General features: G+C 59.8%; 19 protein-coding genes. 7 read left to right on the top strand and 12 right to left on the bottom strand.

The window, feature by feature from the left end; translation table 11 throughout:
• Nucleotides 1-82 precede the first annotated feature (82 nt).
• Nucleotides 83-1120: an extracellular catalytic domain type 2 short-chain-length polyhydroxyalkanoate depolymerase gene (locus tag QEN71_RS34810; RefSeq protein ID WP_201648105.1), complete on the bottom strand. Its 1038-nt coding sequence runs from the start codon at nucleotides 1118-1120 to the stop codon at nucleotides 83-85.
• Between the two features lie 613 nt (nucleotides 1121-1733).
• Here QEN71_RS34810 and QEN71_RS34805 point away from each other — a divergent pair.
• Together QEN71_RS34805 and thrS are read left to right on the top strand one after the other, a co-directional pair.
• On the top strand, nucleotides 1734-1982 hold the full coding sequence (locus tag QEN71_RS34805; RefSeq protein ID WP_233471670.1) for a hypothetical protein: 249 nt from the start codon (nucleotides 1734-1736) through the stop codon (nucleotides 1980-1982).
• The gene (gene thrS, locus QEN71_RS34800; RefSeq protein WP_233471668.1) at nucleotides 1870-3009 is read left to right on the top strand and encodes a threonine--tRNA ligase; all 1140 of its coding nucleotides are present in this window, start codon (nucleotides 1870-1872) and stop codon (nucleotides 3007-3009) included. The genes QEN71_RS34805 and thrS overlap by 113 nt, the downstream gene beginning before the upstream one ends.
• Nucleotides 3010-3180: 171 nt before the next feature.
• On the opposite strand, the gene QEN71_RS34795 is transcribed toward thrS, so the two are convergent.
• The 6 genes from QEN71_RS34795 to QEN71_RS34770 all read right to left on the bottom strand — a co-directional run bounded on the left by QEN71_RS34795 (nucleotide 3181) and on the right by QEN71_RS34770 (nucleotide 8925).
• Nucleotides 3181-4629: a TniQ family protein gene (locus QEN71_RS34795; protein ID WP_201647961.1), complete on the bottom strand. Its 1449-nt coding sequence runs from the start codon at nucleotides 4627-4629 to the stop codon at nucleotides 3181-3183.
• Nucleotides 4630-5221: 592 nt separating this feature from the next.
• Complete coding sequence (locus tag QEN71_RS34790) at nucleotides 5222-5614, bottom strand: hypothetical protein (RefSeq protein WP_233471652.1); 393 nt, start codon at nucleotides 5612-5614, stop codon at nucleotides 5222-5224.
• Complete coding sequence (locus QEN71_RS34785; protein WP_201647959.1) at nucleotides 5614-6168, bottom strand: HAD domain-containing protein; 555 nt, start codon at nucleotides 6166-6168, stop codon at nucleotides 5614-5616. The genes QEN71_RS34790 and QEN71_RS34785 overlap by 1 nt, the downstream gene beginning before the upstream one ends.
• 195 nt (nucleotides 6169-6363) lie before the next feature.
• On the bottom strand, nucleotides 6364-6840 hold the full coding sequence (locus QEN71_RS34780) for an HAD domain-containing protein (protein ID WP_201647957.1): 477 nt from the start codon (nucleotides 6838-6840) through the stop codon (nucleotides 6364-6366).
• Between the two features lie 205 nt (nucleotides 6841-7045).
• Nucleotides 7046-7405: a hypothetical protein gene (locus QEN71_RS34775; protein WP_201647955.1), complete on the bottom strand. Its 360-nt coding sequence runs from the start codon at nucleotides 7403-7405 to the stop codon at nucleotides 7046-7048.
• Between the two features lie 1022 nt (nucleotides 7406-8427).
• Nucleotides 8428-8925 (bottom strand): hypothetical protein, encoded by a 498-nt coding sequence (locus tag QEN71_RS34770; RefSeq protein WP_201647953.1) that lies wholly within the window; start codon nucleotides 8923-8925, stop codon nucleotides 8428-8430.
• A gap of 469 nt (nucleotides 8926-9394) precedes the next feature.
• On the opposite strand from QEN71_RS34770, the gene QEN71_RS34765 reads away from it, so the two are divergent.
• Nucleotides 9395-9640, top strand: coding sequence for a helix-turn-helix domain-containing protein (locus tag QEN71_RS34765; protein WP_201647951.1), 246 nt, complete (start codon nucleotides 9395-9397; stop codon nucleotides 9638-9640).
• Between the two features lie 833 nt (nucleotides 9641-10473).
• On the opposite strand, the gene QEN71_RS34760 is transcribed toward QEN71_RS34765, so the two are convergent.
• The 3 genes from QEN71_RS34760 to QEN71_RS34750 form a co-directional block, all read right to left on the bottom strand.
• Nucleotides 10474-12504 (bottom strand): phage integrase family protein, encoded by a 2031-nt coding sequence (locus tag QEN71_RS34760; RefSeq protein ID WP_201647949.1) that lies wholly within the window; start codon nucleotides 12502-12504, stop codon nucleotides 10474-10476.
• Nucleotides 12505-12548: 44 nt separating this feature from the next.
• A complete protein-coding gene (locus tag QEN71_RS34755) occupies nucleotides 12549-13526 on the bottom strand; it encodes an ATP-binding protein (RefSeq protein ID WP_201647947.1) in 978 nt (325 codons plus the stop codon).
• Between the two features lie 101 nt (nucleotides 13527-13627).
• Nucleotides 13628-16453, bottom strand: a complete 2826-nt coding sequence (locus tag QEN71_RS34750) for a hypothetical protein (RefSeq protein WP_201647945.1) — start codon at nucleotides 16451-16453, stop codon at nucleotides 13628-13630.
• Between QEN71_RS34750 and QEN71_RS34745 the strand changes: the two genes are divergently transcribed.
• Nucleotides 16452-16664 carry a hypothetical protein gene (locus QEN71_RS34745; RefSeq protein WP_201647943.1) on the top strand — a complete coding sequence of 71 codons (213 nt, stop codon included), beginning with the start codon at nucleotides 16452-16454 and terminating at the stop codon, nucleotides 16662-16664. The two genes, QEN71_RS34750 and QEN71_RS34745, sit on opposite strands and share 2 nt — an antisense overlap.
• A 754-nt stretch (nucleotides 16665-17418) precedes the next feature.
• Here QEN71_RS34745 and QEN71_RS34740 read toward each other — a convergent pair.
• Entirely contained in the window at nucleotides 17419-18888 is a 1470-nt protein-coding gene (locus QEN71_RS34740; RefSeq protein WP_201647941.1) for a TniQ family protein, read from the bottom strand.
• A gap of 552 nt (nucleotides 18889-19440) precedes the next feature.
• On the opposite strand from QEN71_RS34740, the gene QEN71_RS34735 reads away from it, so the two are divergent.
• The 3 genes from QEN71_RS34735 (at nucleotide 19441) to QEN71_RS34725 (ending at nucleotide 24399) form a co-directional block, all read left to right on the top strand.
• Nucleotides 19441-20511, top strand: a complete 1071-nt coding sequence (locus tag QEN71_RS34735; protein ID WP_201647939.1) for a hypothetical protein — start codon at nucleotides 19441-19443, stop codon at nucleotides 20509-20511.
• Between the two features lie 814 nt (nucleotides 20512-21325).
• Nucleotides 21326-22462 (top strand): hypothetical protein, encoded by a 1137-nt coding sequence (locus tag QEN71_RS34730; RefSeq protein ID WP_201647937.1) that lies wholly within the window; start codon nucleotides 21326-21328, stop codon nucleotides 22460-22462.
• Nucleotides 22463-22686: 224 nt separating this feature from the next.
• Entirely contained in the window at nucleotides 22687-24399 is a 1713-nt protein-coding gene (locus QEN71_RS34725) for a GmrSD restriction endonuclease domain-containing protein (RefSeq protein WP_201647934.1), read from the top strand.
• 186 nt (nucleotides 24400-24585) lie between these two features.
• Here the strand turns inward: QEN71_RS34725 and QEN71_RS34720 are convergent, their stop codons facing one another.
• Nucleotides 24586-25989, bottom strand: coding sequence for a DUF1254 domain-containing protein (locus QEN71_RS34720; protein WP_201647932.1), 1404 nt, complete (start codon nucleotides 25987-25989; stop codon nucleotides 24586-24588).
• Nucleotides 25990-26412: the final 423 nt, after the last annotated feature.

The raw sequence follows: 26412 nt of genomic DNA, 5'->3' as shown, positions 1-26412 counted from the left end.
CCCACTGCGGTGTCCACCGCAGTGTCCGGACGCAGTCATCTGGCGACGGCTTCGCGCCCTCGCGGCCGGCTCTGTGTGTGATTTAGCGGCGCGACGTCAACCTGTTGACCATCGCGCGCACCGCCTGCAGTTGCTGTCCCGTCTTCCATGCGTAGTCCGCTCCCGTGTAGCCATACCAGTCCCAGCAGCCCGAGGGCGCGCTCGACCCGGATACCTGGGGATAGACGACCACGATCCGGTTCTGGTCTGCCCAGTTGTCGTAGGTCGTATTTTTGCGGACCTGTTCTGCCGACTGGAGACATCCATGAAAAACGACATGGATCCGACAGCCCGGGTTCTGGCTGCAGTACTGGGGAACGTATGCAATGCCCTCGCTGCTCATCGCGGCGAAAGTACCTGCGAACTCGGTCTGATCAAACGTGATGAGGCTGCCTGTCAGGCTGTCAGTGGGGCTGCCAGTCAGACTACCAGCGGGAGGTCTGATCCCTTCATAAATGAAGGCGAGCAAGGCGCCCGCCTGATCGTAGGGTTCATTGCCAACCTTGCAATGGCTGACGTACGGTGATGCGTTCGCCGAACACGCATTCGTCGTTGACTGTAGCGGAGAGATAAACGCGTGACCGGCCGCAACCGTATTCACATAGGTCAGATTCGCCGCAGGCACCCCAAGCTGCCTGAAAAATTCAACGGTCGCATCGACGGCCGGCTGACGCACAACCATATCGTCATTCCCGCTAAAGACATAGATCTTCTCGCGTTGCAGATTGACCAATGGATCAATCGCGCCAGATTCGCCGAAGTCGTGCGCGAACTGCGCCATGAACGCGGGATTCGGTCCGCCCCACATTGACTGGCCCATACAGACGCCAATGTTGAGCGGGTTTCCCGCTGCGCAATAGTACGGTCCGCCCGCAATAATGCCGGCGCCGATAACGGATTTCGAGTAGGCAACCGCGTACTGGACCGCCATGAACGCGCCCGCAGACAGACCGGATACGGACACCTGCGAACTATCTGCACCTAATGCGGGCAATCTGTCGGCAGCCTTCGCCTGACCGGGCAAGAGACAGGAAAACGCAACTGCGAGCGCGTTGAGACAGGAAGACAGACGCCTGAACATAGCGGCTCCTCGAGCACGAATACGCGCGATGTCTGAAGCTGTTTTTCCAGCGGGAACGATGACGTGAACTGTTTCCTGCATCGTCCGCGACGCAGGGAAAACCGCCAATCCAGCGTAGTTCAGATACCCGGAGACCGCAATCTGGCGCGCCCGGTTTTGTACTGTTCATGGCTTTGATCTGTGGTCCTCGGCCGCGATCAGGTCCCTGACCTGGACGATGCCGTCCTGATGTAATCGTCTCCGGCTTGCCTCTTCCTCCCGTCTGAACCGATGACGTATGTGGTTGTACAGGCATGCGATGACCGCATGTTGCAGGTGCCGTCATGTACCGAAGCGCATCGTCGATCAAGGGATACGAAAGCGACCAGAAGCGACAGCAATGCAATTGACGCAACCCGCCCGAATGCCTTATCGTGGTGTCATGGAACGCAATCTGATTTCCCTCGCGAGCATCACCACCACGACGACCACATGCAACGGCGGGTCGTCTGGAGGGTGCGCGCGGTAACCATCGCAGTTGCGTACCCACCAAGGGCCCCGCCGGCAACGGACGGGGCCCTTGGCGTTTACGGCTCCTTGTGTGTTGCCGGCATCACACCAACATGGAGTCAACGTGAACGAAATCGATCATCGCATTCTGGGCAGCAAACTCGACCTCTTCCATCAGCAGGAAGAAGGCCCCGGCATGGTGTTCTGGCATCCTCGCGGCTGGGCGCTATACCGCGTGCTGGAAGACTATGTGCGCGCGCATGCGACGCGCGGGCTTCAAGGAAATCCGCACGCCGCAACTGCTGGCGCGCTCGTTGTGGGAGCGCAGTGGCCATTGGGACAAGTTTGGCGCGCAGATGTATGCACTGCCTGAAGGATCATTAGGATCATCGATCGGATCGTCGGTCCCGTCGTCGAACAACCCATCGCCAGGCCTCCGTCACGATGAAGCACAGACGCTCTGTCTGAAACCGATGAGCTGTCCGTGTCACGTGCAGGTGTTCAATCAGGGCGTGCGCTCCTGGCGTGAATTGCCCATCCGCTACAGCGAGTTTGGCGCCTGTCATCGCGACGAGCCGTCGGGCTCGCTCGAGGGGCTCAAACGCACGCGCGCGTTCGTGCAGGACGACGCGCATGTGTTCTGTATGCAATCGCAGATCGAACACGAAGTCGCGCGCTTTTGCGAATTGCTGCGCGCCGTCTATGCGGACCTCGGTTTTTCCTCAGTCACGGTCGCGCTGGCGACGCGACCTGCTCAGCGGGCCGGAGATGACGCGGTGTGGGATCGCGCTGAAGCATCGCTTGCGGCGGCCGCGCGCGCAGCGGATCTGCAATTCGATATCCTGGAAGGAGAAGGCGCGTTCTACGGACCCAAGCTCGAGTTCCAGCTTGCCGACAGTCGTGGCCGCAAATGGCAATGTGGGACGATCCAGCTCGATTTCGTGCTGCCCGAACGGTTGGGCGCCCGCTTCGTCAATGACAGGAACGAGTACGAGTCGCCCGTCATGGTGCATCACGCAGTGCTTGGCAGCATGGAGCGTTTCATCGCGATACTGCTCGAGCACTACGCGGGCTGGTTGCCCGTCTGGCTTGCGCCCGAGCAGGTCGTGGTGGCGAGCATCAGTGACCCCTATGCGCCTTACGCGATGCGGGTAGTCGGCATGCTCGACGACGCGGGGTTGCGCATCACTGCGGATTGCCGCGCGGAGCGGCTGGAACGAAAAATCGTTGATGCGCGTGAAGCGCAGATACCGTTGATGATCGTCGTGGGCGCACGCGACGATCGCGATCAGACGGTAAGCATCCGCAAACGCAACGGCGAGCAGGCAACGCTACGGCTCGAAGAGGCCGTCGCGGCGCTATTGCATGAGGCCCGGTTGCCCGATCGCCAGATCGGCTAGCAATCTTTCCTTTTCGCGTCTCCGGGCAGAGCGCTATGGCGTCGGGAAGACGACAGGATGAGCCGGATCCCGGTCCTGAACTGCGACTATCCGCGCAGCGGCTGCGCGGATAGTCGCAGGGTACGCAGCAGATGCGTTGAATCAAAACCAGGAGAAGTAACGGGAGCTCCTTCAACAGACATGACGGCGCAGGTTCCGAGTGTTGATGAAGACTTCCTGACGACTGCGCCCCTCCAGGTACGTCGCCAGGAGCCGCTCGAACGACCGCAGAGGCGCCGGCCCCTCCGCTCGCAGCCCTTCGGTGGGCAACCACGGCACGTCTGGAAAGATGACAAAGCCGCAATCCGCCCCTTTGTGACGGTCGATACAGTAGCAGACCAGAGCGTCGATATCAGCGCGAAGCGAGTCCAGAGTCAGATCGCCACGCGCCCGGGCACGCTGCACAAAACCGAGTATCCCGGCGTATGCAGCCAGTACAAATGCGCGGACACAGCGCCGGCTCACCCGGTCTCCGATGTATCCCGTCGCGATCGGTTCACGCGACAGCGACACATGATCGGAACGCCAGTCAAACCTTGAGGTGCGCTCGAAGAAGAAACGAAGAAGAAAATACGCCAGCACATACGAATGCAGGTCGAATCGCCCAGGCACAAACCTGCCCGCAAGATCCAGCGCGAGATCACTGTCGACGCCACCGACTTCAGCGTCGATCGCCGTTCGAAGCACGCGCAGCGTCGCACGATACACGCGCTGTGTCTGTTCGTGGTGTGACCAGTCCCTTCGCCAGGAAGGAACATCCGGTGACCGTCGCACCGGGTCCGATGTCAACACGTCCCAGGTCAGAATGGTGATGTGCTCGTCGCAGGTTAAGTCGTCCATCCACGGATGAACGGCCAACATCGCATGTCTCAGGAGACGTCGCGTGTAGCCTGCTGGCATGACTGACTTCGACTGTCGATGCGCAAGCTGTTGTAGCCAGCCGCACCGGTCGACTGCTGCTTCAAACCACCGCTGGACGCGATGCAGCCGGGCGTTAATGAGCGGCGTAGTGGACCGGATTTCCAGGTGCTCTTTCATGTCGAATCCGGCGCCCGCCACGGGTCCTCGACAGCTCCAGCAGGCATAGGCATCGCCAAAGAGTGCTGATGAGAACCCGTACTCCCGGCTTGGCGCGCCGCAAGTCTGGCAGCGCGTCACCAGCTCGCATCCATGAAAAGGGCAAACGGACAGGAGTTCGCACTGATACCAAGCGCAGTGCAATCCGGCTTCCAGGCAGACGGGACAATGGCGCAGCACCGGACTCCACACACTACCGGCGAGCACGGCTGAAACGGACTCAAGCCTGGCTTCGTGAGACGCCCAGTTCCAGCCCGTCAATCCGTTCAGCGCGCGTTCGATCGGCAACGAAGATTCATAGAACGAGTCTTCCCGGCGCCCCGATACATGCACCTGTAAAGCCGCTCTCAACGTCTTGAAGTCCAGCGCATTTCTCTGGGCGAACCGGGAAAGCACGCTATAGACCGATTCATGCAACATCGGCGAGAGATCGAGCCCTGCCCACCGTCCGCAAAAGCGACGAGCCGATGTATTTGCCACGCGTGCTCTGACCTGCATTGTCATCGGATCATTCTCATGTCGACTTCAATGGGTCGTAAATGCCGTGGTCTTAAATGCAAGGTAACACAGAAATGGTTGTTGCCGTGAGGTCGGGAAGTCCCGGTAGGTCCGGGTTGAAGGCGCCGCAGCTTCGGGCTATGTCGATGTGGTCAGCTGCCAGCCACCGCCAATTGTCGCGGCCGTGTGTCCAGGCCCGTCAGGGTCGATACGGTGAGCTTCGGCATGGCGGGCGGAGCCATTCGTGAGAGGGGTGCCCCACCCCATGCCGTACCAAACGGAAACCTTCAGGTCAGTCGCCGCCGTCCGGATCCAGACCGAACCGCGCCAATGTCAGCTGGATCAGATTCTTGTCCACGGCGAACGCGCCATGCCGATAAGATGCGAACTTTCGCCCGACCATCGACCCTGATGCCCTTCGTCAGCCACGGCCCCGACGTCATCCGACTTGTCGTGCACCCCGCCTTGCAATCCGCTGTGTGGCTGGATGTACTGGAACCGGATTGCCTCGCGTCTCAGCCTTGAACTTCTTAACCCAAAACGCTGTGCCCTGGATCATCTCTGACTCGAGCGTAAGTAACTCTTGTGTAATTGCCAGTCACCATTCGAGCAAAGACCTAAGACGCTTCATAAGCCAGTCCGTCTCCATTACACTTGTCCACAGCTTGTCCTCAATTCCACGTCTCACACGCTCCAGAGTCACCTCGCGAGAATTCTCTGGATGTTTCGATGCGTCCTTGCGTGCAACTCCAACCAGCTGTTGCGCCAGATCTTCGCATATGTCCCATCGCTCAAACCGTTCCTCTTCCGTCATACCGACGACGAACTTGCCGTCAATAACCCGCCCGGCGAGCTTTGGATGAGCGCCCGCCAGTGATGCTGGCGTGACGTCTCGAGGAAAATCTTCTGGTACATGTCGGCTCATCTTAGATAGGCGATAACGCGTTTGTGGGTGAACAAAGTTCGTATCCTTGCGAAAGCTCGATCCCATTACCCGTCCCCGTCCGTTTCATACAGTTTCTCTTTCAACTGCGCCAGCACCCCGGGCGCACTGATCCCCAGGATCGGGTCTGTGCGCACCAGACGGTCTTCACACCAACGCGGCCAGTTCTCGCAGTCATCATCGAGCGCAAGCCATGCCTCCGGCTGACGGCGAAGGACATCGGACCACACCTGAAAACCTCGCGGCGCGTCCGCAAATATGCTGAGGTCCATGCGACTGTGGAAGGTGGCGCCGACAACTCTTTCCCTCAATGCCGGAGTCAGTCCGCGCGACACGCGGCGGATGCTTCCACGGTAACGCCGCACCCATGACGTGCTGAGCACGATGCGCACTCGCGGGTACGAGGCCAGCGCATCCTCAAGCAGCCGTGCATGCTCGAAAAGCCTATGATCTGGATAGCCAAAAATAAACGGCCCCAAGCCAGGCTTTTCGTATACCGCGTCGGGATGCAGGCAACCGTCGAGATCGAGATAAAGGACACGACCGCCCATCCGGCGCGGTGGCGGAACGGCAAAAGCGGGGCCCGGCAGTCCTGTCAGCATCGTGCGTATCGCCTACTGGGTAAGAATCTCAAGGTCATGTTTCCGGACAGGGTCGATAGGATCATCGCGTTCTTCCATGGAGAATGACCTCCATTACCAACGGCACGCCAGCAAGGCAAAGAAGCTCAACCCGATCGCGCCTAGGCCCGATGTGGCGCCGCGATCTTCTGAAACCAGCGGTGGACGCGTAAAAAATCAAATCCCGTCGACCGGCAGGCGGGCCAGCCTCAGGCTGACAGTTCGTTGTACGTCAACCGAGCTCACCCCGGTGGCAGGCTCACATGCGATGAATCGTGCGTCACCGGCCTGTGCGGCGATGACGCTGGGGTGATCATCCAGCACCACCCATCCCTTTAGCCCCCGCCGTTTCACCTCAGCGAGTATTCCCTCAGACCGGAACGACCCGTAGCATTCAACTACCCCGACAAAGCGCGCAGCCAACGGGCCAAGTAGCCGGAGAAGCGTGGCGTTATCGAAGAGCCGACGCCAGTCCGAGCTGACGATGATCCCGACCGTGGGGTACGGTGCAAGCAACCGTTCGAGAATCGGACGCCACACAAACAGATCCGGATTATCGATCAGGCGAAACTCCTCATCTATCGCCGGCACACCAACGGGATGCAGCACACCATCGAAGTCCAGAAATACGACTGCTCTATCAGTGGGACGCATGGTCCTTTCTACCTTGTCCTCAAACAAGTCGCGGTGGATTCACGTTCGCGTGTGAACCCGTACGGTGTTCGTCAGATCGCTTGCGGCTCATGCCGCACGGATGAACGGCAGGGTGCGAAAAGCGCTGGACTGAGCGGGCTTTTGCCGCTTACGCGATCGTGTCCGTCCATGCCACACAGACCCAGGACGCGCGGGCCCGTTCCTGTCACCATCCGACGTCTGGCGATACATTGAATTCCGCCTTTGCCACCTCCAGTATCTTCAGCGGATCAAGAGCAAAGATAGATGAAGGCGCACTTCCCTCAAGCAGCGCGTGCGGTGAATATAGCCAGAACGCACGTCTCCATCCTGCACCGTCCCCCCCGGCGGGCAGCATCCGCAGGAGCAGGGACACTTCAGGGATGAGCCGTCCATCATCGTCAAACTGGAAGTCCGGGTAGAGAAAGCGCTCGCGCTGTGCCTCCCACACACCCAGCAACATCCCGCTGCATCGCATGCCGGTGAGGGCATGTTTTCGCGTCGATCCGAGGCTGTACTCCCACCCGCTCTGCCACCACGGTGTCATCGGGCCAGTCATTCACTAGCAGCCAATCACGGAATGCGGCGGCTGCTTCATGCAAGCGGATTTCGTTGCCCAGCGCGAACCGCTCCCGGGATGCTGTCGTCCGCCTGCTTTCATCGAAGATCGTGGTCACGACGCCACCTGCGTTACTTTCAGGTCTCTAAGGGCGAGAGCGTCCGTCGACGATGCGCATTGAAGAGGATCGATACTGTCTTCCAGATTCACATTCCGTCCATACCCCCGCCTACGATTCAATCGGCTCATGTCCTGACTCCATCTAAGCGATCACCTTCAGCTCCCGCCGTTGCGAGGTACAGTTGGAGAGAAGCGATCGGGTGCATCGAGCGCGTCTCCCCTTGGATCGACTTCGTCCTCTTCGTTCGGGTGTGGATCGTTAGCGAATCGGGCCAATGTTGCACGTCGTCGCGATTCACTCAACGATTTAGGATCGACTGGCTTGATTGTGAATCGCGCGGAATCGAGCGGCCCATCAAGCTTCTTCCCGGTGGCATGCCCACTGGCCAATACGCCAATACCCCCGGGCAGTCCCGTTTTCGGAGCGGCCCATTCACACGTGCACTCGACAAGTCCGTCTGGACGATTCTCGTCAGCCTGTGCCGTGTCGTTGACTACGCGGCGTGCGCGCAGACTGGATTTCTTTCGCTTCCCGACTTTCCATGTCATTGACGCCTCCGGGCTTTCCGTAAAGGACCCCCAGCACCGTCACACCTTCGGGAGCGTTGATCGCACCCGGCGCACGGCCTGCTCTCGTGTGAGCTGGGCGGACGTGCGCAACCGTGCGCGCAGTTCTTCCGTCGTTTCGACGGGTGGATCGTTAGAAGCTAGCGCCCTTTTCCGCTTCGCCCTGTTCATACCGACTCCGTTGAGTGCTCTACCGATCCATGACAGCAAAGACATCGCTAAGCCAGCACATCCGCTACCGACGGTGCGGCTGAGTTCCGGCCTGGAAAGGTCTAGTGCAGGATTTCCAGGCGCAGATCCGTGGTCATCCGAACGCGGGTGCGTTAAGGCGAACCAGCGACGTTGTCGGCCGTGAGCGGCCGGGCAGTTTTCACGGAACGCACGGATTTGGTTCCGTAAATGAGCTTGCCGCGAGAATGCTTCTCGGCGATAGCGATGGGCATCGAAAACTCCCGCCCCTCGATCGTCGTGTAGTGCACAAATGAGACTAGCGGATGCTTGTCATCGAAGGCGCGCGTCGCCCCCAGATGGATTTCGCTGAGCGGCTCCAGACTCCACTGTCCGCACTCATGCTGTGGCTTGGCGCTCAGCACCGCCGCACCGCGCACCACGTGGCCGTCCGACGCAAGCTTTTCAAGCGTCACCGCGCCCGAGGACAGGTCCACCATCGCAACCCGGGGCAGCCCACGCTTCGTGGCCGCAAACTGGAGGATGAGTACATCCGCACCACCCCACATCTCGATAATGCCCCACAGCGCTGCACCTGTTCCTGCCAACGCTGCTCCCGCTGGCAGACGGTTCTGCTCAGAACTCAAAAACATACGATCACTCTTAAAACGACATATCGGCGTTGCACGCGAGTTCGTCGCGCGCAGGTCACCCGCTTGCTGGGATGCACGCTCAAGGCTCACGCTCCAATCCAAACCGGGTCGTAAATACCGTGGACATAAACGTATCATACCCCGGCGGAGCACACACGCAAAGGGTTTCTCGGAGCCGGACAAGTCGCTCGACCAGATCAGGACCCTTCGCCAGACGCTTCCGTATGAGATCTACAACATCGTTCGCGTGGCAAAGCCGCCATCGAATATGGCGCGCACCTTCAAGTCGCAATCTCTCCCGCTTTTTAACGTCGATTGTGGGGTCCAAGTTAACGAGCCACCCGACTGCAGCAAGGACCGACGTCATGTCTGCGCGATGGCGCGTTTCCACGCAAGAATTCGGGAAAATCACACGAAATGGGTCGTAAATGCCGTGGCTTAAAATGAACCATACCGCGACCATCCTGGCATGCCAAGAGTTTCTGCCAAACAGGATGATGATGGGTACTTGTCCGCGATCGGCGCGGCCGTTCGTACCTACCGCCTGAAACACGGGATTTCACAGGAAGAACTCGCCTACATATGCGGCATTGATCGGAGCCATATGGGCAAGATCGAGCGCGGAGAGCGGAACGTAACCATTCTGAACCTCCTGCGTATTGCGAATGCACTGAACTGCAAACCCTCTCGACTGTTGCGAATCGCCGGTCTCTGAAATAGGCCAAGCAGTCTGTTTGTGGCGTTAATTCCTGCATTCGTTGCGATTGCAGCCCGCCCCACGAATGAGTCGTGCTCTTCACACCGGTTTCGGACGTCGCTCAGATTTCACCGAAGCCACCCCGGCAGAGTTAGCGTGGCCAGATTCGAGTGCCGAACTCGCGCTGTTGCTTGAGGCGCGGCTTCTGGAAAGATGACAAACCCGCGAGCCGAAGTATTTGCCGCGCGGGCTCTCATCTGGATTGTCATCGGATCGTTCGCGTATCGATTCTAGTGGGTCGTAAATGCCGTGGCTTTAAATGCAAGGTAACACAGAAACGGTTGTTACCGTGAGGTCGGGATGTCCCGGAAGGTCTGGGTTGAAGGCGCCGCAGCTCCGGGCAATATCGATGTGGACAGCGATGAGCGAGCGTCAATGGCCGCGGCCGTGCCTCTGTGAGCGTCAGGGTCAATACTGTGAGCTTCGGCGTGCCGGGGAGCATTCGTGAGAGGGGCGTCTCATGCCGCATGAGACGAACCTTCAGCGACTCGTGAAGTGTTTTGGGATCAACGGGCCCGGGCGCGGTCAAGCGGCCCGTCGAGCCGCTTGACCGGCTCGGCGCGCGGGCTGGCTTCCTCACCTGCCTTCGATCTGGCGCTGCTGACCGGCGCGTTTTCCGGGGACAATCCGTCCGATGGGAGCGGTCTGCGTCGCAAATCGGTTCTGACAGCGGGTAGATCCGCACAACAGTCTAGCTGCAGGCGCGTCGCACGAACAAGCTCTGCGGACAGCACTACTGGCGCCTCTTCTCTTCCATCTCCCCCAAATCGGGCGCGCTCTCGCACGTCGCGCTACGAGTCCCCGTCGTCGGCGCCGGATCCGCGATGCGTATCGGCATCGGGGGCCGACGCCTGTGCCTCATCGGCCTGTGCCTCATCGCTGACCTGACGGCTCGCCCGCGCTTGCGCCGCGCGGATCGACTCACTGAAAAAACGGTTCCAGTTCCGCATACTCGCCGCGTGGTCCACCGGCGGGCTCTCGAAATGTTCGAAGGTATGGACGCTTGCATAGCCGAGCCGATCCGAGAGTGCGACAAACGATACCCCGCGCGCCATCCCATGGCGCGCGAGCGACGCCCTGAGCCACAGGCCGCTGGCGCGCGTAATCTGCCCCGCCCATTCAGGATGCGCGGTCGACGCGGCTGCCGCTGCCCGCCCAAAGAAGCGCCTCATGCTCCGGTCAATGCTGCCGAGCGAGGCCGCCTCACCCGTCTCCCTTCCGCGCCCCGTGGCAAGCTGGCCGACCAGCGGCGCCTCGGAATGCCATGCGGCGGGCTCAGCCGGATGCCCCCGCTCGACCATGTAATTGCGCAGCATGACAAACGCAGGTTCAGGTATGACGGCCGCGCGTACGAGCTCGCGGGGGCCGACGACCTTGAGCGCCCATCCCTTCGATCCATCGCAGGCAGGAGGGATCAGATGCATCACCCGCCGGCCCTGCAGCTCGCTGAACCGCAGCCCCACGTAATAGCAGAACCGCAGCATGAAAGCAGCGCGCTTCTCATGAGGGTAGACGCTGGAGCGGGCAGCAAACTGCAACAGGAAGGACCACTGTTCTGCCGTGAATGTGCGCGTGGGATCCGTCGAAAGCCAGAAGGCCTGGGCGTTCAGTCCGCTCGCGGCTCGCGCCTCGGCGTGTGCGCCGCCGTCGATGTCGGACAGCCGGATCTCGCGCATGGGGTTGCTGTCGAGATAACGCCACGTATAGAGGCCGGCAAAGAGCGTGCGCATGCAGGAAAAGTGATTCTCCAGTGAAGTGGGACCGACAGCTGAGCCGAACGGGCGCCAGCCCTCGGCAACGTGACGCGGCGTACCTCGCGGCGCATGGTGCACCCAGTCTTCAGGCAGATCGCGCAGGAACGCGAAATAGGCGATGCAATCTTCCGCTGTCAGGCTGGAAAAAGCCTTGCTTCGAACCAGCACCGCCCAAAGCCAGATCCGCTCTACCATCCGGCGATAGCTCACGAACGTTTGCTCATTGCCGCGATACTGGTCGAGCCACGCGGTCAGTGCGGCCCGGTCGTCGTCGCACACGGGAGCCCATTCGGGCCGGTGCGGGCGCCAGTACCGGTCGCGGTTGCTGCCCTCGCGACCGTCAAGATCGGGCACCACCGCGAATCTGTCAAACGGCTGCAGCAGGCCCGGTGCCGGCGGGCGCTGCCGCTGCGCATGCGCGAGCGTCTCGCTGGCCAGCAGGTCCGGCGCACGCTGCTGCAGCCACGCCTCGAGCCGCTTCCCACGGCGGGTGCCGAGGCCGGGCACCGCATGCGACCAACGCCACCCGCCGCTGGCGATCAGGCGTGCGAGCTCGCCGACAGTCGCAACGCCGTACGCGGCGAGACAGCCAGTGACGCGAGCACAAAGCCAGTCGGTCAGCATCTCCGTGGCGCAGGGGCCATCCCCCGTCCATCTGATCACTTCGTCAAGCGCCTGGCGGCGCAGCCATGCGCCGCGCTCCCCGCCCGGTAGGGGCGAAGGCGGAGGACGGGAGCGCGACCGCCCCCGCTTGCCCCCGACCGACTCAACGCGCCCACTCTCTGCATTGTGATGAAAAACCGCACGGACATGATCCAGGATGGCCACGGTGCGCCCGGCATGGTGGCGTCTGGCCGCAACCAGCAACGCTTCGGTAATCTCGTCAAAGACGACACCGGGTTCGCGTGTTTCCGTCTCCGCGTCCAGGTACCAGGCCGCGGCGTCTGCGCCACCCATCCCATCGACGCAGGCACGGTAGAACGACGCATGGCACAGTCCAACGCGCCGGCCTGTCACGACGAGATGTCCGTCGCCTTTCCGTTGCGTGGCCTTCTTCTTCGCGACCATCTTCTGTCCACCCATCGCGTGCAGAGAAACCGGGCTACCTCCAGTCAGATCCTCAGCGTCCAGTCGTGAGCGCTGTTCTTGTCGAAGACGGCCACAGCCTCTGCCACCCCTGCCCATCGCACGGCAGTTTCCCAGTCCGTCTGGGTGAACGTCAGGCCAGCCGCATCCTTCTTTCCATGCATGCCGACGAACGCGCGAATCGCGTTAAACGTGGCTCGCGTCGGAATCTCGGACGCATTGCCGCGCGTCTCGCGCGTCACGCACGCAAAAAAGTTCTCTGCCTGACTGGCCAGCCGGAAACCGGCGGCACAGGCCGCGGGAAACAGCGTGCTGGTCCACGTCTGGTCGCTGCCGACAGAGAACGTCGCGACATCGATCTCGTGAAGGACGCGTTCCACATCCTTCACGTTCCTGATCCCGCGAAGTACCGTCTTGTGCCCGACGAACCTTGCCCTGACGGAATCGGACCAGGTTTCCACCCTGTGCGGGAACTGGGGCATTTCACCAAACATGAACGTCAGCAGGCGCACACGCGCAATCTGGAGTTCATTGAAAACGTCCTTGAGAAAACCGACATCGTCCGCGCTCATCATCTGCGCCTCGTCGACCATCAGGATCACGATGGAGGTGCCGCCCTGACGGGCGAGATCGATGATGAAATTGACGACACGACTGCGCAGCCGCCCCGTTTCGCCCGACAGTACTGCATGGCCCAGCGACTCGAGAAAATGGATGAAAAAGCCGCGGACCGACGTCGCCTGGAAATTCAGCGTGTTGTAGAGAATCACGGGCACGTTCGGATAGGCCGTTCCCAGTTCGGCCGTCAGGCGCTGGATCGCGCAGGTTTTCCCCGCGCCGGTCGGGGCAGCCACGACAACGGACTTGGATCCGGTGTCAATGGCCAGGCACAGCAATGTGTACAGTTCGTCCAGCGCGTTGGTTCCGATGGCGTCAACGTCCTTGAAAAGTGGATGAAGATGATTAGGAATGCGTTCGCTTTTTGCCGCTTCGATATGTGACAATTTTGCCTCCGTTTGACTGTCAGGGAGCCGCCAGCGACACACGCCTGGCGGGACATGCCGGGCGGCCCGTGCTTTCCGCCCCTAAAACTGCGCCGGAAGGCCTACTTCCGGCCCTTGCCTGAGACCACTTTCAGTGGAATGCCGAAAGTGGCACGTGTGTCACCGGCGTTCTGCCACGCTGCCTGTGACTGTGCGGGTGGTGGATCGTCCTTGTGGTCGAGTTGCCGCTTCGCCGCAGCAAGCGCCGCCTCGCTGGTCTTTGCAGCCTTCGGCTTCGGATTCGACCTGGACCTTGACTTCGATCCTGGCGTCGGCTTCGCTTTTGGCTGCTTCGTTCTCGCCGCCTGCGCCAGTTCCTCGCGCAGGGTGGTCGCCGCGGATACGCGGTGACCGTGCCGGGCACGAATGTGCCGCCTGCGCTTGAACGCGACGGCCTCAGTCCACGTAAGCCTGCCTTCCTCGAACCGCCCTTCCGCCGCCAACTCGCCGATGTATACGCCCGTGTCTGCCAGTACACCGATAGCCTGTCTGACGTCCCTGCGGTTGATATAGACAAGCAGATACTTGCCGACCAGCCAGTCGCTCTCAGCCAGATATGGATTGCGATACCGGCAGTCGATCGCAGCCACGCGCGCGCAGGGACGCGCGCCAGAGCGGTCACGACTTATCCGGATACGCTCGAGATGTGAAAAGAGCGCCCAGTCGTGCCGTTTGTCCCGCGCAAGCGGCTGGGGCATATAGGGCGACTCAGGATGCGCCAGGGCCGCCTGCATGACTTCGAGCGGACTTGCCTCATGCCCGCCGGCGCGGCCTTCCGTATTGAACCGGTTAATCTCGCCGGCGACGACGGCGAGTATGTCGCTCACCATGACCCTGTACCGGATGGCTTCTTCCGCGGGCCGGTCCTTGCGCACGTCCTGCGGACCGGATCCCAGCGTCGAGGGGATGCGTTGCAGCCCTCTGCTCGTCAGGATTCCGAAGATGCGTTCAATGAGCGGGCGAACCCACCATGACCGGGACGGTCCGAAATGGAGCGCGCAACCGAGCTCGCTCATGATGTTGTTGGTCACGTCCTTGGCAATATTCGACCAGCCCCGGTCCATCCTCAGCATGCAGAATCCGTGGCGTCCGAGCTCCGGGATGAACGAGTTCATCAGGAACTTGCCGTCCGGCGTGAACCTGAGATGCGGATCGTCCTCGGCGAAAGCCCGGGGATAGAGCGCGCTTTCCACGACATCAAGAACACTGTCGGTGCTGGGCTGGACCTGCAGCACATAGTGAAACCCGAGGATTGAACCCGTGTCTTCGTCGATCAGCAGACCGATGTAGAACCGCTTGACGGGCAGTTCATGCTCGACGCCGTCCCTGTCCACCAGGACGACAATCCCGATCGCATCGGTGTAGTGGAAATCGAGCTGGGCGATCGACATTGGCCTGCGAGCCCGGATTCGCGGGCGCGGGCCACGCCCGTCTCGACGCCTGCCCGCGTCCTTGCCCTCGCGAGCGGTGCGGCTGCGCGCCGGATTGCTCTGTTCCAGTTCTTTGCAGAAGCGATAAAGAGACTGAAAGCCGGCATCGTCTGTTTTCAACGGGTAGTCGTCATCCGTCAGACCGGCGTCCCGGAGGTCGCGAATGAAGATCTCGTGAATCGCCGTGTAAGGCATCCGCGTTTCAGGAACGCAGGCGGGGTCCTCGCCAAAGAGCAGGTTCTCGATGCGCTCGGCGATTTCGGGATGCTCAGACAGCAACTGGCCGAATTTGCCGGCGTACCCCGCTGATCCCGAGCCCTGCGTACCCTCGTGAGGCTCGGTGCGGTTGTACCCTTTGCGTGCGCCGCCGGGCACGAGCGCCGGAAAGCCAACGATTCCCCCCGCGCCGTCCGGAAGCAGGCAACGCTTGACCCAGTGCGGCACCATGGCCTGGGTGATACCCGACGATTTTTCGATATCAGACAAGGTCGAGTTCTGATCCAGGTACATCTGCACGGCCTTGTAGCGCTTTCTGAACGGCGAGGCAACAGTCTCACCACGCACGAGCTGCAATGCCTTGGCGTCGACCTGTACCCACTTCCGGTAGTCCATGTGTTCGAGTGGCACCAGCGTACGTGGCCGCCCGCGGTTCGGCGGCGGTTCCCCGGGCGCAGACGTCTCTTCTTCCTCATCCAGCATCGCGGCCTGGTCCGCACTGATGCTGGCCAGCACATCCGCGAGCGGGGTAAGCGGAGTCGGCAGCGCACTTTCGTCGCGGCGGATCACGGACGTGCGGCCAAACAGCCGCATGTCGATGTCGGTGCTGACCGATCCGTTGAGCACACGCAGCGCGATCACCCCCAGCATGCACGCGGGATCGATGCCATCCAGCCGAAGGAGCTCGGCAACCGTAGCCTCGCCGTTTGCAATGAGGAACTCGTCAAGGTGGCGCGCTTCGTTCCACACATCGCAGCCACGCGCCCGATTGAACATTGAGCACAACATAAGAATGTTGTCGACACGCCGCACCTGGCGACGCAGCGCGACAATCCCTCTGGTGACGGTGAGACCGTCAATGGTCGGCTGGGACGCGTCGCCTGACGACGTGGCGGCGGCCTTGCCCTTGCCCCTGCTCTTGTCCTGACCGCTCACCTTTTCGTCATTGGCGAACCGCCATGTCCGCGACTGGCCGTTGAGATAGCAGACCTTCATCTGCGGTGACCGCCCCGCCGTTTCGCTACCCTCCTCAGGCAGGAAAAAGTAAGCGCTGATCGACGGATCGGCCTCCGCCAGCAGCGCATACATGAAAGGAATGTCGCCAACGATCACCAGGCGCTCGCCGAGCTTGGGCGAATCGAAGACGTACACGCTTGAAGTAATAGCCGCGCGCAAGGGCTTGTAAACGGATACGCGCCGGCGGACTTTCGGCAGCAACGCGGACGCGGGGGCCTGTCCCATGAGTAGCCTCGACGGTCAAGGGAAATGTCAGATCGTGCGAAAAAAAACTTCCCTTGACTTCGGCGCGCGCAGCGACCAAAATCAGACTGACATCAGAAGGGAAGTCACATCGGGTGGGCGGCGCGCCAACGCCACCTTCCCGGAAATTTTGCTAGATCATGGTTTCTCCGAACGACGGTGCACGCAGGTGCGCCGTTTTTTTATGTACTAACGGGTCAATAGGACTCCTTACCGGCGTCTACCGGCAAGGCCACGGTCTGTTCGTTCTGCATCCCACACATGTCCTGCAACGCTGTGTGGTAACCCAAAGCTGCCCTGTCCTTTCAGCGGCGTGTGCACGCACGGTAATCCCCAGTCCGGATTACGAACCGGCAGCGCCTTGTTGCGTGTATCAACAACAGCACCCTGCAAATTTCACCAGGAAGGGTGCTGTCATTATTGGGCAGGCAATATCAGAACACAAGAAGCTTTTATGGCGCCCTTCAATTAGCAGAGACGTTCGACTAGATGGCGTTACCAAAAACGTTCACCTTTGGCATTTGACCTTTACCAGAAGCATTCGCCTAAAGGCGTGAGTGACGAGGCGTTTTCCTGGCAGGACGAGGGCTCTCGCAAAATCGTTCATGGCCCCGCCCAGCCTGATGCTCACGAAGGACTACCGGGCATTTTGCGGCGAGGTCCGCCCTGACAAGTCATACTTCATACAATCTGTCTGGAAGACCCCGTCAGTAATGAGTGCATGTAGTCTTCAGCTTAAAGACTACGTCAGTAATGAGTGCCGTAGTCTTCAGCTTAAAGACTACGTCAGTAATGAGTGCCGTAGTCTTCAGCTTAAAGACTACGCCAGTAAAGAGTGCCGTAGTCTTTTCAGGTTTTAATCGGGTTTCTGATTACCGGTTGAAAAGCCCCCGTGATTATCGGGACGTAGTCTTTTCGCTGTTTTCCCGCGTTCTGTCCGGACGCTCCTAACGGATTTCAGAGGAAGGAGTAATCCTTATGGGCCGAAGGTACCAGTGCAGCGGCACATCCCAGCACTCGCGCGTGAGCTCGGCATCGCTCGGCGCGGAGGTGGGATCAAAGAGGAGCCGTTCGTACATGCGAAGCGGCGAACTGGCCACGGCCGTCGACTGCGTGAATATCGCCATTCCCGTAATCCACCCCGCCTGCCGCGATTGCGTGAATCCGACGCCCTGGCCAGCAGCGAGCAGTCCGCGTGGCGACACCTCCCCCGTCTGATGCAGGGCGGCGACTGCAACATCCAGGAACGCAGCGTACAGTGCGCTGACATAGGCTTGAACCTCGATGCGCAGGTACCGCCCGATGCCCGAGTCCGAAAACGGCATCGGCCGTGAGAGCAATGCCTCTCTGGCGTCCGTGCAGCGCGACACGTACCACAGTTCACCCTCGATCCAGTGCCGGGTTAATGCGAGGGCGACCAGCGGCGCGCCGAGCGCCCTGACATTCAGGGGCTGGCGCGCCGCAATCCGGCTGCCCGCCTCCCGTAGGCGGCTGCCATCCGAGTGACGCACGCCGTAGTGCCGCAGCAGCTTGTGGAGCGCGTTCCTGTACGCCCCAAGCGCCGAGCGGCGCGTGTGGAACTCGTGCCGCATCACATATCGCCGGTATGGCAGGATCTGCCAGATAAACATTTGAACGCGACGACCATCACCCAGTCTGAACCTGTCAGTAGGCGCGAACTGGTCGATCAGCCTGTACACGAGGTCATGGAAAGCAGACGGTTCGGCTGCGGACCAGCCACTGGGCCGGTACAGTTGACCAGCCAGGTCCAGCAGCTCGTGGTTCTGCATTATCCATCGCTGATAGCCGTCAAGACGTTCGCGCATCACGGCCGACTGGTCCCTTAGATCCAGATGCGAATCGAGGTCGGGCGCTGCCCCCGCCAGATACTCGCCACAGCTCTTGCAACCGAACGGCGCCAGGCGGCAATTCAGATACTCGGATACCTTAGCGCAGGGATGCCCGCAAACCGAGCAGCAAGACATCAGCGGCACATCATGAAGCGGACAGCTGTGTACCGGCACAAACTGATGCCAGACGCTGTGATAGCAGCATTCGAGACAGACGGGACAGTACCGCAAGCCCCCGTCAAACAGCAGTTCGCGTGAAGGAAGCCTGTCGATCCGGACTTCAACGACCTGGGGACATCTCCAGCCGGTGATAGCCTTTAATTGTGGCCAGTCGATCGTTTGGCCGGACGAAGCAAACCAGTCGCGGATGTCCTCCGGGTCCAGCGCGTTGCGCCAGCAGAACCTCCAGAAAATGGTCAGCGCTGACTCGTGCGGCAGTGGACCAAGGTCCCTTCCCGCCCACTGTCCCCACTGCCTCGATTGTTCCCGCTGCCCCCATTCTTCCCACTTCCCCTTCTGCGCCCACATGAGGTCTTCCTGTGGAAACATCACTGCGAGTTCGTTCATCCTGAGCTCATATCAGGGCATGCAGCGCGCGCGTTCAGGGCACGGGCCGGCCAGTATGTTGATCGTCCGCTGACGGGATCACGACATCTTGTCATGGACGGGCCTGACCGGTTGCTGTTGCATACTGGCTTGCCGCCCGCGGCCCCATTGTGAATCCCATGCGTCATTGCCGGAGTTTGACAGGCATTGCGCATTCCGTGTTCGCCGCTGAAAGACCCATGCTGCGCGCGTCATTTCAGGATGATTCTTGTCATCACGCTGGCGCTCAACTCGCGCCATTAATCAGCACTGGCCTCGTACGGCGACGAACTCTTCGGTTAGAACGGAATCTGCATTTCCGGATGAATGATGTCATTGATTCGATTGGCAGTGCTTATGTCATGTTTACTCTTCTCCCGCAGAGCCGCTATGATGCTCTGTGGCCGCCCAGGCCAGCTGGTGCACCCGCCTCGATGGCGGACGGTAAACCGGGCCTTTCCTATCTTTCGCCTTCCCTTTTTTCCGACATCAGGATGTGAACGTGCACACACCTCCTGTCGGTTGGAGACAGGCATGGGCCCTATCAGCATCGAATACGGTGGTGACGCATTCTGGGAAGGAATAGCCGTACGTGTGGGCCCGTATCTGGGCGATGTCGCCGATACCTTCGGACCATCGTGGCGGGACCGGTTCGAAGGCTGTTTCACCAAGGCTGACTTTGCAGTGTTTCAGGCGGCCGGACATTTTGCCGGCAAGGTGCCGCGATGGCATGTTGCGCAACTTGATGACAGATCGCGCGGCTCCGGATTCCAGGCACTTCGGGCCGGAGCATCACACGCCCATTGCGTTGCCTTGATGCAGGACCAGTTTCAGAACGCGGGGGCGGCGCCAGGGCTTTTTTACGATGAACAGAATAACCGCACCATGTTTCTGCTCGAAGGTGCCGTGCTGGCCGTCATTGCTCCCGTAACGGATGAGAGGCGGATTGACGGCGCCCTCCGCTCCCGTGTCGAAAGCACCCTGACGGGACTTCGCACTAGCGACTGCATACAGGCGCAGTTCGCAAAGCGGCTGTCGCACTGGCCGAAACTGCATGTCGTTCGCCGGCATGAGGCGACGGGCGCGATGCGCGAGCTACATTTTCCGTGCGCATACGAATGGCTCCGGTCGGCGAAAAGGCTGCTGCTGGAGGCAGGTCGCGAAGTGAGCTCGGCGACGACACAGGCGCTCACAGCAGCCATCTTTGGCATGAAGACATGGAACCACCTTTGTGCCAACCTTCCCAAAGCGGAGAAATCAGACTGGTGGGCGCTCTATTCCCCTTTTGTTGTGCGCAGCGAGGGGCCGGGGTTGGCAACGGGTATCCAGCTCTTCGCGCACCCGGTTGCAGCCTTCCTCGAATTTCACGCGCGCGCGGTTGACTCGATGAAAACCGGCCAGCAGCTCGAGTCGGAGATCCTCAGTGATGATGCAGGCTTTCCCGTCTTACGCGTAAGATCGGCGGACCGAGACGAATCGTCCGATCGGCCGCCAGCGTCGACCATCACGCTTGAGCCAGTCATCCAACCACGTATCGATCCCGTCCGCGTGGGAAGTGCCCACCCTAACCGGCCGACGCATGCGATGAACGGTGTCAGGCGATGACGAGAATATGACAGTCGCCAGCAGTTCATCTGGTCAATGGTCGGGTGGTCCAGTAAAAAGGTGAGCTTTTGCAGGATCAGCCGCCGGCTGTTTTGGGCAGCAGATCAACTGCGGTTCGAGACGGGGAGCGGAGAAGACATCAGTGCTGGTGCTAGCGAAGGGCACCGATCCGTAGGTTGACTTGATGCAATAGGCAAGGCTGTCAAAAGGCGGCGCTGGATGCGTCTCCCCTCCCGGTAAAGACTGCGACTTCACGACGACCTGGTGGACTCGCAGTTATCGCGCTACACAGCGACGCAAATCCTTCGGCGTGTCGATTCTGGCGTTCATTTGCCTTGAACGCCTCCCCGCCAATCCCTTACAGACATCATTTTTGATTCCGCAAAGCCGGCTCGCCGATGTCAGGCACGGCGCGTATGCGTCTGCTTCCGGTAAGCAGATAAACGGGGGCAGCCCTTGCCCTTGTGTTGTTTGGCGATTAGGCGACGGCGCGCACGTACAACGTCGCTTCGCGCTGTTTCTTGATCAATGTTGTTATCGGTACGCGTCTGGAATTCACCCCTCGCATTTCTGAATGATTTGCGTTAAAACCGGGCACAGAACGCGGTCTCGGCGTATTTCTCGCTCGAAATCATCACGAAACTTGTGTCAGGGAGAACGGCGGTCAGGAGCGGGGGAGCCTTATTGGATGCGGCTTTGCGGGGCGTGCATTTTAAAAACGATTTCTGTTAATGCACTCCGTGACCAACTTCGACTCGCGAATTACTCGCAACGATTGGCGCGAAAGTCGCCCCATCTCCCTTAAAGTTCACCGATGTTCAATCGCGTACTCTTCGTTAGTATCGCTGCCGCATTGCCGGCCCTGGTTGCCGCAGCCCCATCCCCGATCAAGGTCAGGACGGTCACGTACGGAGGCTCGCTGCCCTACGTCGAATCCGACGACGCCAGGCGCGATGCCCGCATCAACAATCAGGTTTTCCTCGATATGGCCGAGCAGCCGGCCCCAGCCCGGTATCCCGGTAAAATCGAAGAACCCAAGGTACACGATGGACCACCTCAAGACATCTCAGACTTCAGCTTCTCGGTGTTGCGCAACGATGATCGAATACTGGCACTGGAAGTCGACGCCGAAGGTTGTGGCGCCTATTGCGAGCAATACTCCCGGCAGTACAACTTCGATGCAGCGACCGGGCGAGCGCTTTTTGCTTCGGACTTGTTCGCGCCCGCAGGTGGCACGGCGTTACTGAGGCAGAACCTCGCGGAACGCCTGACCGAGTACAGGAGAGCCATTGCTAGTCTGAACAGGGATGCCGTAGCTAACCGTAAAAAGAATGGCATCGCGACACCCTGGCCGCAGCCGAGGCTTGACGGCAAGCAGGATCAGGAAGAAGAGCGCGTTGCGTCGACCGTTAGTATGTACGAACGGTGTATGGAGCCGATGCAATCACCCGATTATGCGAAGTACTACACGTTGGCGAATACCTCTCTGGAAATCGGACGTGAGTCCGTCACCTTTGTGTATGGTCGCTGCAGCAACCACGCCGAACTTGCGCTCGACGATGTGGGCGACCAGAAGGTCGCGTACAGGATCGCGGATCTGGCGCCGTATTTCAGCGCCTACGGCAAGTACCTGCTAATGAGCGGGCCGCAGCAGGCAGCGCCGCCAACTGAACCGTATCAGCAAATTCTGCAAGGTCGAGTGGGACAGGCGGCAATCACACTGCGCCTGTCCGAGCACTACGGCGACGACTCGCTATCCGGTAGCTACTTCTACGACAAGTACCGCGAGCCCATTGCGCTGAACGGCAAGGTGAATGGTAATGTCATCGAGCTCACCGAGTACGAAAGCAGCGATACACCTAAACCGCTGATTCGCGCAACAATCAGGAGCGACAGGCTCGAAGGTCAATGGATTGGCAAGAGGACCCTCGATTTCCGGGCCGCGCCCTGATTACAGGATCCGCACGTCTTATTGCTACCGCATGGAAGTGCCGCTGGCCCGCTTGGGGCCAGCGGCTTTTTTTGCTCCAAATCAAGTTGGCTGCAGGCAGCCGTCGGTGTATCACATCACGCTCTTTTGCGATTGTGCAAGAGTTGCAAGCTCGCTCGAACGCCACTCCCCCACGGCGATTCACTTGGATTACATTATCGGCTCCACAAAACGAGGGACGGGGAATGGCCAAGGCTGAAGCGTCGGTAGAGGAACTGGTGGCAATGATCGAACGGGGTGACTTGCGTCTACCCGAGATGCAACGGCAGTACGTGTGGCGATCCACGCGTGTGCGCGATCTCCTTGATTCTCTCTATCGAGGATATCCATCCGGCGCGATCCTGCTGTGGGAAACCGACGAAGAAGTGCCTGAACGGAAATTCTCCGTTTCGCAGGGGAAGACGCCCTACAAAAGCACCCGTTTGCTACTGGACGGGCAACAGCGACTGACGTCGCTGTCGGCTGTGATTCGCGGCGAACCGGTCACCGTCCGTGGACGCCAGAAACCCATTGAACTTCTCTTCAATCTTGAACACCCGGACCGGCTGGCCTTTGTAATGGAGGTTAACGAGGATGAGGAGGACGAGGACGAAGACGACGGCATCATTCAACTGAAGGACGTCGACGATTCGACAGAAGACGAGTTGCAGAAACGTATCAACCAAATGCTGTTCGTTGTCGCCACCAAGAAGATCGCGGCATTGCCACAGTGGGTCAAAGTCTCTGACGTGTTCAGGGCGGACAGCGATGCGGAGTTCCTGTTGGCCGCAGGCGTCCAGGGATTTGACGATCCTCGCTACAAGAAGTACAGCGAGCGGCTGGCCAAACTTCGCGCCATCCGGAAATACGCTTACCGGATGGACGTGCTTGGCCGCGATCTCTCGTACGATGAGGTAACCGAAATCTTCGTTCGTGTGAACTCCCTCGGTGCGAAGTTGCGAAGCTCTGACCTCGCGTTGGCGCAAATCACGGCGAGGTGGCGCAACTCCCTGGAGCTATTCCTCAAATTTCAGCAATCATGCAAGGGGCATGGATTCGACCTGGATTTGGGCCTCCACCTGCGCAACCTCATGGTATTTGCCAGTGGGCAGTCGCGTTTTCTTACCGTCGGACGTTACGACGCCGCTGCCCTGCAGCTTGCCTGGAAAGAATGTTGCAAGGGCATGGAGTACGCGATGAACTTTCTCCGGAGCAATGTCGGTATCGATAGTCCGGCATTACTTGCATCGCCATTCCTGATGATTGTTGTCGCGTATTTCGGACATGTCCGCAAATACAAGGTCGGGGTCAAGGAGTCCAAACAGCTTCGCTACTGGGTCCTGGCCGCCAACGCCAAAGGCCGTTTTTCGCGTGGATCCAGCGAAACGCTGCTCGATCAGGATATCGCGACGTTACGCGATGGCGGCAAAGTTGACGAGCTAGTCGACCGGCTGCGTCTGCAGGTGGGCCGCCTGGATATCACTTCAGGCGAGCTCGAAGGTCGCAATCAGCGAAGTGCATTGTTCAAGACGATGTTCCTCGCCTTCCGCGCGAGTGGTGCGAAGGACTGGCTTTCCGACCTCGCCATCGAAATCGACCACACAGGCGCCCAGCATCGTCTGCAGTTCCACCATATCTTTCCGAAGGTCCAGCTGAAAAACCACTATTCGGTCCGTGAAGTGGACGACATCGCCAACCTCGCATTCATTGGTGGAAAGACCAATCGTGTCATTCTGGACAAGCCACCCGTCAAGTACTTGCCGTCATTGATTGAGCAGCGCGGCAAGTCGACCTTCGAGGCACAATCGATTCCCCTGAAAGCAAATCTGCTCGAGATCGAGAGCTATAGGGACTTCCTGTCGGCCCGACGCACGAAGATCGCTGCGACACTCAACGCATTCCTCGACGGCGAATTGTAAATGGCTGTCCCCGTCGACGCGCGACGCCAGCGGGTCGGCGCCGTCCCACACGCCCAACACCATGGCCTAGAGGCAGCTCTGATAGCTGCCATATGTGTCAATTCAGATCGGCTCGCTTAGGCCTGACGCGATAGCGCGTCTCGCCATTGGGCAGATATCCGTGACGAGCTGCTCGCATTTCGTGCGTTACATCACTTCCTCGATGTCGCCCATACGCCATGTTTTATCGTACAGAGACTTCTTCGGTCCATAAATCCGGAACATGACTTCGAACTTGCCATCCGATCGCGTAGGGATCCAGTTGCTTTCCTTGCCGGCCGGCGCATGGGCGCCAAAATAGAGTTCGACGGACCCATCCGGCTCCCTGCGCACTTTTTCGTCGTTAGACGCGCGGCTGGACCATGCGGCTTCGCGGCGAAATGCATGTGTGTTCCGGTCGTAGACGCTCGCGGACCAGTATTGACTGGCGGGTGCATGTGCGGGCACGCGCAGGCGGTACGACTTGCTGCCATCGAGTTCTTTGCCTTTGCCGTCGCGCGTCGTCACCAGATAGAACTGTCCCGCGCCGAGCCTTTTAGCGCTGAAAAAGCCGACCGTGTACGTTACGCCTCTTGCATCCACGGGATATTGGTCAGGATCAGAAAAGTTGTCGCCCAAGCCTTTGACAAGTTCCACCGAAACCGGCAGCGCCCATCGCTCGCCGTCATAGTAGGCGTTGGAAAACTGTGCGTCGTATTGAGCACTGAGCCACGCGTGTGCCTCGTCCATTGCAGTGCGAAGAAGCGCCTGCCTCGCTCCATCTGGCGTGAACGGCTTCCCCTTCTCGATCCCGAGGCTCTTCAACGAATCTATCATCACCTTGTCCCGGGTGAGCCAGGGCTCGCTCTGAACAACGCGATTGAGTGAGACGAAGAACCGTTCATCATAAGGAATGGTCGCGTCGAACAATGAATTGACGACATCGACGTATCTGGTCGGCCGGGGCGCGTCCGCTTCAGACAGTGGATACAGACGCATGCGTTTGCCGTACCTTACTGCACGAGCGATGTCGGTGTCGTTACGACTTCTGAGGTTGGAACGGATGAGTGCGAAGCCAGCGTATGTGCTCGACCGGAGCACGATGAAGCCTTTCGGCACCGCTTTTTGATAGCCGGGAGGTACGATCAGGTAGCGTCCACCCCGGCCTTTGTCGGCGCCCGCAGGCCCAACGTCTTCGAGAGCTGTTTGCCACGCGTCATCAATGGATCCTACCAGTGTGCCCTCACCTTCGGCTGGGACATCAAGGACGACAGGTCCTGATCGCCTGGTGTCAAAGAAAGGCATGAAGTAAATCGTATCCCGATTGGGCGTGAGCGTCTGATTTCTCCAGGTTCCGGGACGCGACCAATACACGATCTTGTTGCTGGCGGTATTGCCGCCCTCTGCACGTACCATGGCCTCGTACATCAAATCGTAGTTGACTGCCGGCATGGCCCAGATCGCCGCCTCCACACCGCGCCTCTGGATGGCACGCCGCTGCGGTTCGTCATCGGCGGCACTGGATAACCCAACTGTACAGATAGTGACAACACAAATGATCAGTTGAGCCAATCTTCGATTCATTTTTGCGCTCCAGCGATTAAGCGCCGTCGGGAAAAGTTAGACGACGAGCGCGATACCTTTCGGGACGCAAGCCTGCGGATTCCCGGTAGTATTCACCAGCCACAATTCGACGAGTTTACAAACATCCAGTGGTCCGGATCCCTGCTATGCGCGGGGAAGCGGCTGAACCATCGCCCGTGATCGCTTCCCGTGCTTGATTTGCAACGACAGATACTGCTTTATGCCCGCCGCCGCAAGTCCTGACTCACTGCCGTGCAGGATGTCGATAACCTCATGGATTGACTCGGCGCCCCGTATGAAACATATCACCTGAGCGGAATCCTCGGATACACATGCCCAAGAGCAGGGCAAGTGTGGCCCTTGAACAATATTTCGATCAGTTCCGCATCGAAATGGATTCTCGATCGCGGA

It is taken from the genome of Paraburkholderia sabiae, from assembly GCF_030412785.1.
In the GTDB taxonomy this organism is placed as follows: Bacteria; Pseudomonadota; Gammaproteobacteria; order Burkholderiales; family Burkholderiaceae; genus Paraburkholderia; species Paraburkholderia sabiae.
Note: the sequence above shows the minus strand (reverse complement) of the source record. Positions and strands in the feature narration are given on the sequence as shown.